The organism is Streptomyces sp. NPDC058741, assembly GCF_042746715.1.
GTDB lineage: Bacteria > Actinomycetota > Actinomycetes > Streptomycetales > Streptomycetaceae > Streptomyces.
The window spans coordinates 39,913-54,734 of the sequence record NZ_JBHYQH010000003.1 but is presented as its reverse complement, the minus strand read 5'-3'; the positions used below and the strand labels follow the sequence as shown (position 1 = coordinate 54,734).

The following is a 14,822-nucleotide window of genomic DNA, read 5'->3' as shown; positions in this document are numbered from 1 at the left end:
TTTTGTTAATTTGGTTTAATTACATTCTCTCTGCCCACATAATTTTTTTTTTTCATCTTAAAACCAAGGGCCGCTGGGGGCGAGCCCCGTTTGACACGGGTGCGACGCCCCTTGCCTTTGAAGAACCGCACCTCGGTTCGGGGTCATGTTCCACGTGAAACATGACCCCGATCTCCTGTCTCAGCTCTCCTCCTCGGCCCACCAGTCCTTGAGCGCGGACACCGCCGCATCGTGCTCCATCGGCCCGTGCTCCAGCCGCAGTTCCAGCATGTGCTTGTACGCGCGTCCGATGACCGGGCCGGGAGCGACGCCGAGGATCTCCATGATCTGGTTGCCGTCGAGGTCCGGGCGGATGGAGTCGAGCTCCTCCTTCTCCTGCAGCCGGGCGATCCGCTCCTCCAGGCCGTCGTACGCACGCGAGAGGGCTGCGGCCTTGCGCTTGTTGCGCGTGGTGCAGTCGGAGCGGGTCAGCTTGTGGAGACGGTCGAGGAGCGGGCCGGCGTCACGGACGTAGCGCCGGACTGCGGAGTCCGTCCACTCGCCGGTGCCGTAGCCGTGGAAGCGCAGGTGGAGCTCGACCAGACGGGAGACGTCCTTCACCAGCTCGTTGGAGTACTTCAGCGCTGTCATGCGCTTCTTGGTCATCTTCGCCCCGACCACCTCGTGGTGGTGGAACGAGACCCGGCCGTCTTTCTCGAAGCGGCGCGTGCGGGGCTTGCCGATGTCGTGGAGCAGAGCGGCCAGCCTGAGTGTCAGGTCGGGACCGTCGTCCTCCAGCTCCATCGCCTGCTCCAGGACGATCAGTGTGTGGTCGTAGACGTCCTTGTGCCGGTGGTGCTCGTCACGCTCCAGGCGCAGGGCGGGCAGCTCGGGCAGCACCTGGTCGGCGAGGCCCGTCTCGACGAGCAGCGTCAGGCCCTTGCGGGGGTGCGGGGAGAGGATCAGTTTGTTCAGCTCGTCCCGCACCCGCTCGGCCGAGACGATCTCGAGGCGCCGGGACATGTCCGTCATCGCCGTGACGACCTCGGGAGCGACCTCGAAGTCGAGTTGCGCCGCGAAACGCGCGGCCCTCATCATCCGCAGCGGGTCGTCGGAGAACGACCGCTCCGGGGTTCCAGGGGTGCGCAGCACACGTGAGGCCAGGTCCTCGAGCCCACCGTGCGGGTCGATGAACTCCTTCTCCGGCAGTGCAACGGCCATCGCGTTGACCGTGAAGTCACGGCGGACGAGGTCTTCCTCGATGGAGTCGCCGTACGACACCTCGGGTTTGCGTGAGGTGCGGTCGTACGCCTCCGACCGGTACGTGGTGATCTCGATCTGGTAGCCACCCTTGTGGGCCCCCACCGTGCCGAAGGCGATCCCGACCTCCCAGACGGCGTCCGCCCAGGGGCGCACGATCTTGAGGACGTCCCCGGGACGGGCATCGGTCGTGAAGTCCAGGTCGTTGCCGAGTCTGCCCAGCAGCGCGTCCCGTACCGAGCCGCCGACCAGGGCGAGTGAGAACCCGGCCTCCTGGAAGCGGCGGGCGAGGTCGTCGGCGACAGGAGCGACCCGCAGCAGTTCACTCACCGCGCGTTGCTGCACGTGGCTCAGGGCACGGGACGTTTCTTCGTTGGCGTTCGGCACAACAGAAGAGGGTACGTGGCCGGGGCGCACCGCAGCTCCCCGTATTTCGGCTGCGGAGGCGTCCCTGGACAGAGGCACAAGACGCGCCCCGGGGAGTCAAGAACCCGCTCCCCCGCAAAGGCCTGCATACCAGACAGGGAGACCGCTTGCCCGCGATCTTGTGGAGCGGACCGCGGCACTTCCCCTCAGCGGGCATCGTTACCATGCGTGGACGCACATTCCGACGACCACTGACGACGACGAGGGACGGGCGAGCGCGTGGCCGACGCGGCAGACTTCCAGGGGACCAGTGCCTCACCTGCCCGCCGGTGGCTGCGGCGCACCGGGGCAGCTCTCGCCGGGGCGCCCCTGCTGGCCGGGCTGCTCCAGTTGCCGGCCGCCGCCCCCGCTGGCGCCGCAGCTCAGGAGTCCCCGCAGGCCGTGTCCGGTGCGGGCTCGGTGTCCGTCGCGGTCGACTCCCTCACTCCCGGCGCCCCCACGGAGGGGGACACGGTGACCGTGTCGGGCACGGTGACGAACAACGGCAAGCAGCCCGTCACCGACGCCCGTGTCGATCTCCTTGTGGGCCCGCCCATGGGCACCCGGTCGTCCATCGACACACTCGCCAGGAAGAGCAGCGACGTCCAGGGACCTCTGGGCGAGAAGGTCGGCGGCAAGTACACCGAGAAGTTCTCCAAACTCACCCCGGGTGTGGCGGAGCCCTTCACGATCTCCGTGCCGGTCGACGAGCTGGACCTCGGCCAGGACGGCGTCTACCCCCTGGGTGTCACCCTCTCCGGAGAGACGTCGGCACAGCCCTGGGAGCAGATCCTCGGCATCCAGCGCACGTTCCTGCCGTGGCAGCCGGAGAGCGCCGGCTCCAAGACGAAGACCACGGTCCTGTGGCCGCTCGTCTCCGACGCCCACATGGCGGCCGAGACGGGCTCGAACGAGCAGCAGACGCCGGTGTTCCGCGACAACAAGCTCGCCGAGAAGCTGGCCCCGGGCGGCCGCCTCGACCAGATGGTGTCGCTGGGCAAGGGCCTCGACGTCACCTGGGTGGTCGACCCGGACCTGCTGGCCTCCGTCGACGCGATGACCAAGACCTACGAGGTCAGCGACACGGACGGCACCAACACCGAGGGCACGAACCAGGAGCTCGCCAGGCGCTGGCTCGCCGAATTGCAGCAGGCGGTCGCGGGCAAGGAGGTTGTCGCCCTGCCGTTCGGCGACCCCGACCTGGCCTCTCTCGCCCACAACGGCACGAACGTCACCGGCTCGTTGAGCCACCTCAAGGAGGCCGCCGACGTCGCCGAGGACACGGTGGACGTGATCCTCCACGTCAAAGCGTCCACGGACTTCGCCTGGCCTGTCGACGGCGCCGTCGACCCCTCGATCGTGAAGGTCGCGACCTCCGCGGGGGCCGACAAGGTGATCGCCCGCAGCGACAGCCTCCAGGACAACCTGTCGTACACGCCCTCCGCGGCCCGCCCCATCGGCGGCGGCACCACCGCGGTCGTCGCGGACGCCAGGATGTCCACGGTGTTCCAGGGCGACCTGACGAAGGCCTCCGCCTCGACGCTCGCCGTGCAGCGATTCCTGGCCCAGAGCCTGGCCCTGGAGCAGCAGACGGGCAAGCGGCGCAGCGTCGTCGTCGCCCCGCAGCGCATGCCGTCCGTGAGCCAGGCACGGGCCATGGCCGAAGCCCTCGCGGCCCTCCAGGGCGGCAACTGGTCGGAGTCTCAGGACCTCGCGGACGCCGCGAAGGCCAAACCGGACCCCGCGGCCAACACCAGCGTTCCGCCGGGCTCGGCCTACCCGGCCTCCCTGCGCAAGCAGGAGCTGCCGCGGGCCGCGTTCGAGCAGATCGCCAGGACCAAGGAGAAGCTCGACAAGTTCAAGGTGATCCTCACCCGCCAGTCCCGCGTGGTGACTCCGTTCGGGCGGGCCATGAACCGTGAGATGTCCACGTCCTGGCGAAACCGGGGCGTAGCGGCGGTGGGGTACCGCGACGGCATGGAGTCCTACCTCGACGGGCTCATCGACGGGGTCAAGCTGATCCAGAAGTCCGAGACCAAGCTCTCCGGGCGCAGCGCCACGATCCCGGTGACCGTCCAGAACAACCTGGTCCAGGGCGTGGAGCACCTGGAGCTACGGCTCACGTCGAAGAATCCGACGCGCCTCAAGATCGGTGACGCCGCCTACGATGAGCGGCCCGTCACCGTCAACGGCGGCCACAGCCAGTCCGTGAAGTTCACCACGTCCGCCAACGCCAACGGCCGGGCGGAAGTCGAGGCGCAGCTGTACACGGAGGACGGCCGGCCCTACGGCGACCCGGTCACCTTCGATGTGAAGGTCACCGAGATCACCCCCACGGTGATGCTGGTCATCGGCGGCGGTGTCCTGCTGCTGGTCCTCGCCGGTTTCCGGATGTACACCCAGCGCAAGCGTGCCGCGGCGCGCGAGGCGGCCGAGGACGCCGCCGACCGCCCGGCCGCCGCAGCACAGAACCCGCAGCCCGCCGACGAACGTCTCAAGGGAGAGTCCGACGCCGGCTCCCGGGCAGACGCCCCCGAGCAGCCGAGTGACCCGGCCCCGGACACCGCAGCCGAAAGTGCCGACCCGTCCGGCACGGGTGAGAGAGTGGACCGTTGAGATGTCGTGGCCGGTGGGCCCGGGACGATGAGGTGGGGTAACCATGAACGCGCCGTACGACGGTGATCGCGGCCGTGCCGTGGGCGGCTCGGGCCACCCCGAGGCGGGCGGGCCTGAGGGCACGCCTCCCGAGCATGGCCAGCTGCCGCCGCAGCCGCCCGCGGACATGTACCTCCAGGGCGCCCACGCCATGGACCCGTACAGCGCTCAGGACCTCTCCGCCCAGGCCCCGCCGGTCGGCGACGCGCCCTACGACCGCGCCGCACACCAGCCGCCCCCACCGGGCGCGTACCAGGCGCAGCACCAGATGTACGCCCAGCCGCCGCAGTCGCCGTACGCCCCCGACCCGCAGGTGTGGGCGCAGACGCCCGCGCCGGAGCCGGACGGCCTCACGCAGCACCTGCCCTACGGCGACGACCCCCGGACCACCCAGTTCGTGGGCGTGGACGACCTCGTCTCCCAGGCGGGCGAGCCGCGCCGGGAGCCGGACGCCTTCGCACACCTCTTCAGGGACCAGCAGAGCAGCGGTCACCCCTCGTACGAGGCGGCCTCGGTGCCCGGCCCGTCCCCTGCGCCCGTGACTCAGGGCCGGTACACGGCGCCCGAGCAGACCGTCGCGGCTCCCCTGGCCGACGACACCCCCGAACCGGAACCCGCCGAGTCGCAGGCCCCGAAGAAGACCGGCCGCGCCGCGGGCCTGATGAAGTCCAGCGCCGTGATGGCGGCCGGCACGATGGTCTCCCGTCTCACCGGCTTCATCCGCTCCGCGCTGATCGTCTCGGCCCTGGGCGTCGGCCTTCTCGGTGACACCTTCCAGGTCGCCTACCAGCTGCCGACGATGATCTACATCCTCACGGTCGGCGGCGGTCTCAACTCCGTCTTCGTGCCGCAGCTGGTCCGGGCTATGAAGGAGGACGAGGACGGTGGCGAGGCCTACGCCAACCGCCTGCTCACCCTGGTCGTCGTGACGCTCGGCGCGCTCACCGCCCTCTCGGTCCTCGGCGCGCCGCTCCTGGTCCGCCTGCTGTCCGCCCCGGTCGCCAGCGACCCGGCGGCGAACGAGGTCGCCGTCACGTTCGCCCAGTACTTCCTGCCCACGATCTTCTTCATGGGGATCCACGTGGTCATGGGCCAGATCCTCAACGCCCGCGGCAAGTTCGGCGCGATGATGTGGACCCCGGTCCTGAACAACATCGTCATCATCGTGACGCTGGGCATGTTCATCTACGTCTACGGCACCGCCGGCGACTCCGGGATGAAGGCCTCGACCATTCCGCCGGAGGGGCAGCGCCTCCTCGGTATCGGCGTCCTGCTCGGACTCGTGGTCCAGGCGCTCGCCATGATCCCCTACCTGCGGGAGACCGGTTTCCGGCTGCGGCTGCGCTTCGACTGGAAGGGCCAGGGACTCGGCAAGGCCGTCACGCTCGCCAAGTGGACGGTCCTGTTCGTCCTCGCCAACCAGGCGGGCGCCATGATCGTCATCCAGCTGTCCACCGCGGCGGGCAAGGCCTCGCCCGTCGACGGCACCGGCTTCGCCGCCTACGCCAACGCCCAGCTCATCTGGGGCCTGCCGCAGGCCATCATCACGGTCTCCCTCATGGCCGCCCTGCTGCCGCGTCTGTCGCGCTCGGCGGCCGAGGGCGACGGCGGCGCCGTCCGGGACGACATCTCCCAGGGCCTGCGCAACACGGCCGTCGCGATCGTGCCGATCGCCTTCGGTTTCCTCTCGCTCGGCATCCCCATGTGCACGCTGATGTTCGGCTCCTCCGGCACCAGCGAGGCCACCAACATGGGCTTCATGCTGATGGCGTTCGGTCTCGGGCTGATCCCGTACTCCGTGCAGTACGTCGTCCTGCGTGCCTTCTACGCCTACGAGGACACCCGAACTCCCTTCTCCAACACGGTCATCGTGGCCGCGGTCAACGCGGGTGCCTCGGCGATCTGCTTCTTCGTCATCCCGTCGCGCTGGGCCGTGGTCGGCATGGCCGCCTCCTACGGACTGGCCTACGCGATCGGCGTGGGTGTCGCCTGGCGCCGGCTGCGCAAGCGGCTGGGCGGGGACCTGGACGGAGCCCGGGTCCTGCGTACCTACGCCCGGCTGTGCATCGCGTCGGTTCCGGCCGCCCTGCTCAGCGGCGCGGCCTGCTACGGCATCGGCCAGACGCTCGGCCAGGGTGTCGTGGGCTCGCTGGCCGCGGTGCTCGCGGGCGGCGCCGTACTCCTCGTGGGCTTCTTCTTCGCCGCCCGCCGCATGCGGATCGAGGAACTCAACTCCCTGGTCGGCATGGTTCGCGGACGCCTGGGACGCTGAGTCGGGGGGGTAGGCGCACAACCATCGTCAGCCACCGCGTGTCGTGCATAGCGGCGGACTGTGGGCACAATTGGTTTCGGCGTCGGACGGCGCGCAAGGTCGCCGACCGGCGCGCAATGGATGGGGAGGCGGGAACGACGGTGGCGGAACGGAGTACGGCTGCCGTCGACGTGGCAGACAACAGCGACGAGACGTCGCTGACCGCACAGGCGGACCAGTCCACGGCCGACGGGGTGGCCAAGAACCGGGAGCGGGACACGGACAGCGACGAGGTACAGGAGAGCATCCGGACCGACGGGCCCGGACACTCCTCGCCGCCTGCACTGCACAGCGGTCACAAGCTCGCCAGACGCTACCGCCTCGAGGAGTGCGTCACCCGTCTGGACGGTTTCAGCAGTTGGCGTGCCGTGGACGAGAAGCTCCGCCGTGCCGTCGGCGTGCACATCCTGCCCGCGGACCACTCACGCGCCCGCTCCGTGCTGGCCGCCGCGCGCTCCTCGGCCCTCCTGGGCGACCCCCGGTTCGTCCAGGTGCTGGACGCGGTGGAGGAGAACGACGTCGTCTACGTCGTCCACGAGTGGCTCCCCGACGCGACGGAACTGACCACGCTTCTCGCCGCCGGGCCGCTGGAGCCGTACGACGCCTACCAGATGGTCAGTCAGGTGTCCGCCGCGATGGCCGCCGCCCACCGCGAGGGCCTGGCGCATCTGCGGCTGAACCCCAATGCCGTCCTGCGTACCTCGACCGGCCAGTGGCGCATCCGCGGTCTCGCCGTGAACGCCGCACTGCGGGGTGTTTCGTCCGACACTCCCCAGCGCGCCGACACCGAGGCCATCGGCGCCCTGCTGTACGCGTCACTCACCCAGCGCTGGCCTTACGAGAACGACGCCTACGGGTTGTCGGGCCTGCCGAAGGACATCGGCTTGATCGCGCCCGACCAGGTGCGGGCAGGAGTGCACCGCGGCCTGTCCGAGCTCTCCATGCGCGCGCTCGCCAACGACGGTGCGACAGCCTCCCGCCACGAGGCGCCCTGCACCACTCCGGAGGAGTTGGTGAAAGCGATCGGCGAGATGCCGCGTATCCCCCCGCCCGAGCCGGCGTTCACCGCGCCGCCCGAGTACGCGCGGACCACGTACCAGCAGGGCTCGTACGGCCGTCAAACGCCCCGCCCCGGCATCACCCAGCCGATGACGGCCCCGCCGCCCCCGCTGCAGAGCCGCACGGGCAAGGCCCTGAAGTGGGCTGTCGCCGCACTTCTGATCGCCGCCCTGGGCCTCGGCAGCTGGCAACTGGCGGACGCCCTGATGGACCAGGGCGACAAGAACGACGACCCGGGCCAGACCCAGACGAACGACGGGGACGACAAGCCCCAGAAGAAGCCCGTACCCGGCAAACCCGTCGCCATCAGCGGCGCCCGCGACTTCGACCCCTACGGCGACCAGTCCGAGAAGCCTTCCGACATAGGGAAGGTCTACGACGACAGCACCGCCACGTACTGGCAGACGGACTATTACCTGAGCTCCGACTTCGGCCGCCTGAAGCCCGGCGTCGGCATCATCCTCGACCTCGGCAAGACGCAGCAGGTCGGGAAGGTGACGGTCACCTTCATGGGGGACACCTCGGTGGAGCTCCGCAGCGCGAGCGCGGACGCGGACGCGCGGCCGACCTCGTTCGACGCCTACTCGAAGGTCGCCGAGGGCAGCGGGACGACGGTGGAGCTGAAGCCCGGCAAGTCCGTCGAGAGCCGGTACCTCCTGGTGTGGCTCACCAAGCTGCCCATGCAGCCGGACGACGGCAAGTGGCGCGGCCGGCTGGCGGACATCAAGGTGAGCAGCTGACGGCATCTGCCTCGAGGAAGGGGGCCGATGGCAGACGGCACCGGGTACGACGGAGTGAGTGATCAGGACCTCCTCGCCCACCACGTCCAAGGCGACCCCGATGCCTTCGGCGAGATCGTGCGCCGGCACCGGGATCGACTCTGGGCCGTCGCGCTGCGGACGCTGGGGGACCGCGAGGAGGCCGCTGACGCGGTCCAGGACGCCCTCGTGTCCGCCTACCGGGCCGCCCACACCTTCCGGGGCCAGTCGGCCGTCACGACCTGGCTGCACAGGATCACGGTGAACGCCTGCCTGGACCGTGCTCGCAAGGCCGCCTCCCGGAAGACCTCTCCCGTCGACGACACCGAGCGTCTGGAACAGCTGCTGGAGCCGCACGAGTCGGCTTCGGCGCCGACGGAGCGCAAGGATCTCCACCGCCAGCTCGTCGAAGCCCTCTGCACCCTCCCAGCCGATCAACGTGCCGCACTTGTCCTGGTCGACATGCAGGGCTACCCGGTCGCGGAAGCGGCCCGGATCCTCGATGTGCCGACGGGCACGGTGAAGAGCCGATGCGCACGCGGCAGAGCAAGACTCCTCCCGTTGCTCACGCATCTCCGGCCGGACCGAGGCAGCGACGGCAAGAAGCCGGACGGGGCAGGGAACCGGACACCCCGGCCGACCGTCCCACCCGCAGCGGGACCGCGTCGAGCGGACCCCGGGGACACAGGACCGAACGACTCAGCTGCAGTGAGGGGCGGAGGTGGACGAGCGTGACGCCGACGACTGATATGGCCGGGCACCCGGACGTCGCGGAGATCTCCGACCTCGCCGAGGGCCTCCTCCCACCGGCCAGGAGCAGGGACCTGCGTCGGCATCTGGACGACTGCGAGCTCTGCGACGATGTCTACGCCTCCCTGGAGGAGATCCGCGGTCTGCTCGGCACGCTGCCGGGCACGCCCCGCATGCCCGACGACGTCGCGCACCGCATCGATGCCGCCCTCGCCGCCGAGGCTCTGTTGAACGCCGCACAACCGGAGGTCACGGAAGACCGTACGACGGTTGCTGCGCTGTCCGCGTCCGAGGACGACAGCGGGACGCATGTTTCACGTGAAACGTCTGCGCCCGCCGACCGGCCCGCAGGACGCCCGCGCTCCTCCACCACGGGACCCGGGCGCAAGACCCGTACGCGAAACGGACGCCGCCGGATCGCCGTGCTGGGAGCCGTCCTCACCGCGGCAGCCCTGGGATTCGGCTCCGTCCTGTTGTCGTCGCTCGGCGAGGGCGAGCATCCTCAGGACACCGCGAGCAGCGGCCGGCCCTCACCCGGTGACACCTTCTCCGAGGGGAAGCTGCACCAGCAGGTCACCGTGCTCCTGGCCGAGAGCAAGAGCGGCGGAGGCGAGGGCTCCCGCACTCCCTTCGGCGCCGAGACCGCCCCGAGCCCGAACCAGCCCAAGGTGTTCAGGGAACCGGTAGCGCCCGCCTGCGTCCGTGACGGCATCGGGCGGGACGACGCCGCCCTCGCCGTCGAGAACGGCAGGTATCAGGGGAAGAAGGCCATGCTGGTGCTGCTTCCCGACACATCCGACGACAGCCGGGTCACCGCCTACGTCGTCGACGCGACCTGCGTGGATCACGAGGCGCCCGCCTCCGCCGGCAAGGTCCTCCTGAAGCGTACCTACCCGTCCGCGTGAGCGCGCGCTCCGTCTACGCCCACATGGTGATGAGCACGGCGTGGCATCTCCGTGTGCCCGGACACAGCGGGAATGCGCGCCCCTTAGGATCCGTTGGGTGGGATGAGAGTTCTGACAGAAGCTCCCACCGGTCGAACGACGCAGTCCAGAGACGAGGAACAAGCTGTGAGCGACGTCCGTAACGTGATCATCATCGGCTCCGGGCCCGCCGGCTACACGGCGGCGCTCTACACCGCGCGCGCGTCGCTGAAGCCACTGGTGTTCGAGGGCGCAGTCACCGCCGGTGGTGCGCTCATGAACACCACCGAGGTCGAGAACTTCCCGGGCTTCCAGGACGGCATCATGGGCCCCGAGCTCATGGACAACATGCGCTCCCAGGCCGAGCGCTTCGGCGCCGAGCTCGTCCCCGACGACATCGTCAACGTCGACCTGACCGGGGAGATCAAGACCGTCACGGACACCGCGGGCACGGTCCACCGCGCGAAGGCCGTCATCGTCGCCACCGGCTCGCAGCACCGCAAGCTCGGTCTGCCGAACGAGGACGCCCTCTCCGGCCGCGGCGTCTCGTGGTGCGCCACCTGTGACGGGTTCTTCTTCAAGGACCAGGACATCGCCGTGATCGGGGGCGGTGACACGGCGATGGAGGAAGCCACCTTCCTCTCCCGCTTCGCCAAGTCCGTCACGATCGTCCACCGCCGTGACACCCTGCGCGCCTCCAAGGCGATGCAGGAGCGTGCGTTCGCCGACCCGAAGATCTCGTTCGTGTGGGACAGCGAGGTCGCCGAGATCCAGGGCGACCCGAAGCTCTCCGGCCTGAAGCTGCGCAACCTCAAGACCGGCGAGCTCGCGGACCTGCCGGTGACCGGCCTGTTCATCGCCATCGGCCACGACCCCCGCACCGAGCTCTTCAAGGGTCAGCTCGACCTGGACGAAGAGGGCTACCTGAAGGTGGACGCCCCCTCCACGCGCACCAACCTGACAGGTGTCTTCGCTGCGGGCGACGTGGTGGACCACACCTACCGACAGGCGATCACCGCTGCCGGGACCGGCTGCTCCGCCGCTCTCGACGCCGAGCGCTTCCTCGCCGCCCTGGCGGACGAGGAGCCGGCCGAGCCCGAGAAGACCTCGGTCTGACCCCCTACCCGCCCCACGCACCAACGATTAAGGAGCCCGCCGTGGCCGGCACCCTGAAGAATGTGACCGACGACTCCTTCGAGCAGGACGTCCTCAAGAGCGACAAGCCCGTTCTCGTGGACTTCTGGGCCGCCTGGTGCGGTCCGTGCCGCCAGATCGCGCCGTCCCTCGAGGCCATCGCCGCCGAGTACGGTGACAAGATCGAGGTCGTCAAGCTGAACATCGACGAGAACCCGGGTACGGCCGCCAAGTACGGCGTCATGTCCATCCCGACCCTGAACGTCTACCAGGGCGGGGAGGTCGCCAAGACCATCGTGGGTGCCAAGCCGAAGGCCGCGATCGTCCGCGACCTCGAGGATTTCATCTCCGAGTGATGTCGCTGAGCCGCCGCCTCGGCGGTGCATGTTTCACGTGAAACACCAATGGGCCAACCGGAAACGGTTGGCCCATTCGCTTGACTGCCCACCTCTACAGGGGACGCAGTGCCGGTTCCTTCTGCACAGCTCCCAGCAGCCGGTCCAGCGCCATCTCCACGTCTTCCTTCCAGGAGAGCGTCGATCGCAGCTCCAGCCTCAGCCGTGGATGAGCGGGGTGCTGCCGAACCGTCTTGAAGCCGACCGCCAAGAGGTGGTCGGCAGGCAGCACACAGGCAGGTTCCTTCCAGCGTGCGTCGCCGAAGGCCTCGATCGCCTTGACCCCCCGCCTTAGCAGATCCTTGGCCACCGTCTGGACCATCACCCGCCCCAGTCCCTGACCCTGGTAGCCCGGCACGATGAACGCGGTCATGAGCTGGACCGCATCGGGGGAGACAGGACTCGTGGGGAACGCCGTCGAGCGGGGGACGTAGGCCGGAGGGGCATACAACACGAAACCCACGGGGACGTCATCGACGTAGACCACCCGCCCACAGGATCCCCAGTCCAGGAGCACTGCCGAGATCCAGGCTTCCTTCTCCAGAGCGGACGTTCCCGCTCTTACCGCAGCTTCACCGCTGACCGGATCGAGCTCCCAGAAGACGCACGATCGACAGCGCTGGGGAAGGTCCTGAAGGTTGTCGAGAGTGAGCGGTACGAGCCGGCGCCCCATGAAGGCTGATCCTCGCTTCCTTGCCCCGCCGCGTCGCGGGCGGCTGTCAGAGCGCTCCGTTCCTTGAGGAGGCTGCAGATGAACCCACCGACAGCTCCCAGTCCCAAACCGGCGCTCACCAGTCCGGTCCGGTTCATCGTTCGCATGCCCCTGCCTTTCCCTCTCAGAGGTGGTGCCGGGTGATCGCGCCGGACTCGATCGCATCGTATCCACGATGCGATTCCGTCGATACCGCCAAAAAGGAAAGAGCGGGCCATGTTCCGGCACACACCGGACACGGCCCGCTCTGGCGGAAGCACGGTCGAAACTCCCGCCGAAGTCTCAGGCCTCGCTCTCCTCGGATTCGCCCTCCAGCAGACTCTTCTGCAGGACCGGCCCCTCGCCCGGAGCGAGTGATCCGAGGATCCGCTCCAGGTCCTCCATCGAGGCGAACTCGACCGTGATCTTGCCCTTCTTCTGCCCCAGGTCCACCTTGACCCGCGTCTCGAAGCGATCCGAAAGCCGCGTGGCGAGGTCGGACAGCGCGGGCGAGACACGGCCCCCGGCCCGCGGGCCCTTGGGCTTCTGAGCCTTCTGCGGCCGCGATCCCATCAGGGTCACGATCTCCTCCACCGCCCGCACCGAGAGCCCTTCGGCGACGATGCGGTGAGCCAGACGGTCCTGCTCCTCCGAGTCCTCGACGGACAGCAGCGCCCGCGCGTGACCGGCCGAGAGCACCCCGGCGGCGACCCGGCGCTGCACGGCCGGCGACAGCTTCAGCAGACGCAGGGTGTTGGAGACCTGCGGACGGGACCTGCCGATGCGGTCCGCCAGCTGATCGTGTGTGCAGTTGAAGTCCCGCAGCAACTGGTCGTAGGCGGCTGCCTCTTCCAGCGGGTTCAACTGGGCGCGGTGCAGGTTCTCCAGCAGGGCGTCCAGAAGGAGCTTCTCGTCCTCCGTGGCCCGCACGATCGCAGGGATCGCTTCGAGCCCCGCTTCCCTGCAGGCACGCCAGCGGCGCTCACCCATGATGAGCTCGTAGCTGGAGGGACCCACCTGCCGCACGACCACCGGCTGGAGGAGGCCCACTTCCTTGATGGAAGTGATGAGCTCCGACAGGGCATCTTCGTCGAAGACATCTCGTGGCTGCCGAGGGTTCGGCGTGATGGCATCGAGGGGGATCTCGGCGAAGTGGGCACCGACGGGCGCCACAGGCTGGGTGGGAGCGCTCGGCTGGAGCAACTGCTCTGTTTCACGTGAAACAGACGGCAGACCGGCCACCCTCGCCGCAGCCACTCCGCGGTCGGTCGGCAGCAAGGGCGCTGCCGCGGGGGATGTCGGAGCGGCGTTGCCTGCCGCAGCCTGGGCCACCGACTTCTCCGTCGGCGCAGCTGGGATCAGTGCGCCAAGACCACGGCCCAGCCCCCTCCGTCGCTCGCTCACTGAATGCCCTCCACCATGCTCGGGTCGTTCTGCTGTGTGCCGATGTGCGCGTGTGTGGCGTCATAGCTGATGCCCACACCCCTCAGCGCGATCTCTCGTGCCGCCTCAAGGTAGGAGAGGGCACCACTCGAACCAGGATCGTAGGTCAGAACCGTCTGGCCGTAACTCGGCGCCTCGGAGATACGGACGGAGCGGGGGATGCTCGTCCGCAGGACCTCGTCCCCGAAGTGCGTACGCACCTCTTCGGCGACCTGGGACGCGAGCCGCGTCCGGCCGTCGTACATGGTGAGCAGGATGGTCGACACATGCAGGGCGGGGTTGAGGTGCCCTCGTACCAGGTCGACGTTGCGCAGCAGCTGGCCCAGTCCCTCCAGTGCGTAGTACTCGCACTGAATGGGGATCAGAACCTCCTGCCCAGCCACCAACGCATTGACCGTCAGAAGGCCTAGCGAGGGCGGGCAGTCGATGAGGATGTAGTCCAACGGCTGCTGATACGCCTGGATGGCGCGCTGCAGCCTGCTCTCCCGCGCCACCAGAGACACGAGCTCGATCTCGGCACCGGCGAGATCGATCGTGGCGGGGGCACAGAAGAGTCCCTCGACGTCCGGGACCGGCTGGACGACCTCGGAGAGAGGCCTGCTGTCCACCAAGACGTCGTAGACGGACGGGACTTCAGCGTGGTGGTCGATGCCCAGTGCGGTGGACGCATTGCCTTGGGGGTCGAGGTCGACCACGAGCACGCGACCACCGTGCAGAGCCAGTGAGGCGGCAAGGTTGACAGTCGTCGTCGTCTTGCCCACACCGCCCTTCTGGTTGGCGACCACGATGATTCGGGTCTGCTCGGGCCGCGGGAGGCCCTCGCCGGCGCGGCCCAGAGCCTCTACCGCCAGTTGGGCAGCACGACCGATGGGAGTGTCGTCCATCGGAGGCGGTGTTTCACGTGAAACATCCGCTCCCATCGACTCGGTACGGGGACCGGGGACCGGATCGGTCATCGGTCCCGCGATGTTGGCGTCGGACCGCACGGATTCACTCTCCTCGACTTCAGGCTCGCAATGAACAGAGCCTGCCATGTCTTCGGGGTCACGAACCAGTGAG

Annotated in this window: 11 protein-coding genes; 7 read left to right on the top strand and 4 right to left on the bottom strand. The window is 68.9% G+C overall.

The features are described from left to right. Positions 1-180 precede the first annotated feature (180 nt). Entirely contained in the window at positions 181-1,626 is a 1,446-nt protein-coding gene (locus ACFW6P_RS03075; protein WP_386422800.1) for a CCA tRNA nucleotidyltransferase, read from the bottom strand. A 258-nt stretch (positions 1,627-1,884) separates the two neighbouring features. On the opposite strand from ACFW6P_RS03075, the gene ACFW6P_RS03070 reads away from it, so the two are divergent. The 7 genes from ACFW6P_RS03070 (at position 1,885) to trxA (ending at position 11,590) form a co-directional block, all read left to right on the top strand. Continuing rightward, on the top strand, positions 1,885-4,260 hold the full coding sequence (locus ACFW6P_RS03070) for a DUF6049 family protein (protein ID WP_386422798.1): 2,376 nt from the start codon (positions 1,885-1,887) through the stop codon (positions 4,258-4,260). A gap of 43 nt (positions 4,261-4,303) precedes the next feature. Continuing rightward, on the top strand, positions 4,304-6,571 hold the full coding sequence (gene murJ / locus ACFW6P_RS03065; protein WP_386422796.1) for a murein biosynthesis integral membrane protein MurJ: 2,268 nt from the start codon (positions 4,304-4,306) through the stop codon (positions 6,569-6,571). 140 nt (positions 6,572-6,711) lie between these two features. Beyond that, a complete protein-coding gene (locus ACFW6P_RS03060) occupies positions 6,712-8,409 on the top strand; it encodes a protein kinase family protein (RefSeq protein WP_386349211.1) in 1,698 nt (565 codons plus the stop codon). Between the two features lie 27 nt (positions 8,410-8,436). Further along, positions 8,437-9,162 (top strand): RNA polymerase sigma factor SigM, encoded by a 726-nt coding sequence (sigM, locus tag ACFW6P_RS03055; protein WP_386349214.1) that lies wholly within the window; start codon positions 8,437-8,439, stop codon positions 9,160-9,162. Next, positions 9,159-10,082: an anti-sigma factor family protein gene (locus ACFW6P_RS03050; RefSeq protein ID WP_386349218.1), complete on the top strand. Its 924-nt coding sequence runs from the start codon at positions 9,159-9,161 to the stop codon at positions 10,080-10,082. Before sigM ends, ACFW6P_RS03050 begins: the two co-directional genes overlap by 4 nt. Positions 10,083-10,247: 165 nt before the next feature. After that, the gene (gene trxB, locus ACFW6P_RS03045; RefSeq protein WP_386349221.1) at positions 10,248-11,216 is read left to right on the top strand and encodes a thioredoxin-disulfide reductase; all 969 of its coding nucleotides are present in this window, start codon (positions 10,248-10,250) and stop codon (positions 11,214-11,216) included. Positions 11,217-11,257: 41 nt separating this feature from the next. Next, positions 11,258-11,590 (top strand): thioredoxin, encoded by a 333-nt coding sequence (gene trxA, locus ACFW6P_RS03040; protein ID WP_356441927.1) that lies wholly within the window; start codon positions 11,258-11,260, stop codon positions 11,588-11,590. 94 nt (positions 11,591-11,684) lie between these two features. Here trxA and ACFW6P_RS03035 read toward each other — a convergent pair whose 3' ends face one another. The 3 genes from ACFW6P_RS03035 to ACFW6P_RS03025 all read right to left on the bottom strand — a co-directional run bounded on the left by ACFW6P_RS03035 (position 11,685) and on the right by ACFW6P_RS03025 (position 14,797). Next, complete coding sequence (locus tag ACFW6P_RS03035) at positions 11,685-12,302, bottom strand: GNAT family N-acetyltransferase (RefSeq protein ID WP_386349225.1); 618 nt, start codon at positions 12,300-12,302, stop codon at positions 11,685-11,687. A 321-nt stretch (positions 12,303-12,623) separates the two neighbouring features. After that, on the bottom strand, positions 12,624-13,724 hold the full coding sequence (locus ACFW6P_RS03030) for a ParB/RepB/Spo0J family partition protein (RefSeq protein ID WP_386349228.1): 1,101 nt from the start codon (positions 13,722-13,724) through the stop codon (positions 12,624-12,626). Next, positions 13,721-14,797, bottom strand: coding sequence for a ParA family protein (locus tag ACFW6P_RS03025; protein WP_386349364.1), 1,077 nt, complete (start codon positions 14,795-14,797; stop codon positions 13,721-13,723). The genes ACFW6P_RS03030 and ACFW6P_RS03025 overlap by 4 nt, the downstream gene beginning before the upstream one ends. Positions 14,798-14,822 lie beyond the last annotated feature (25 nt).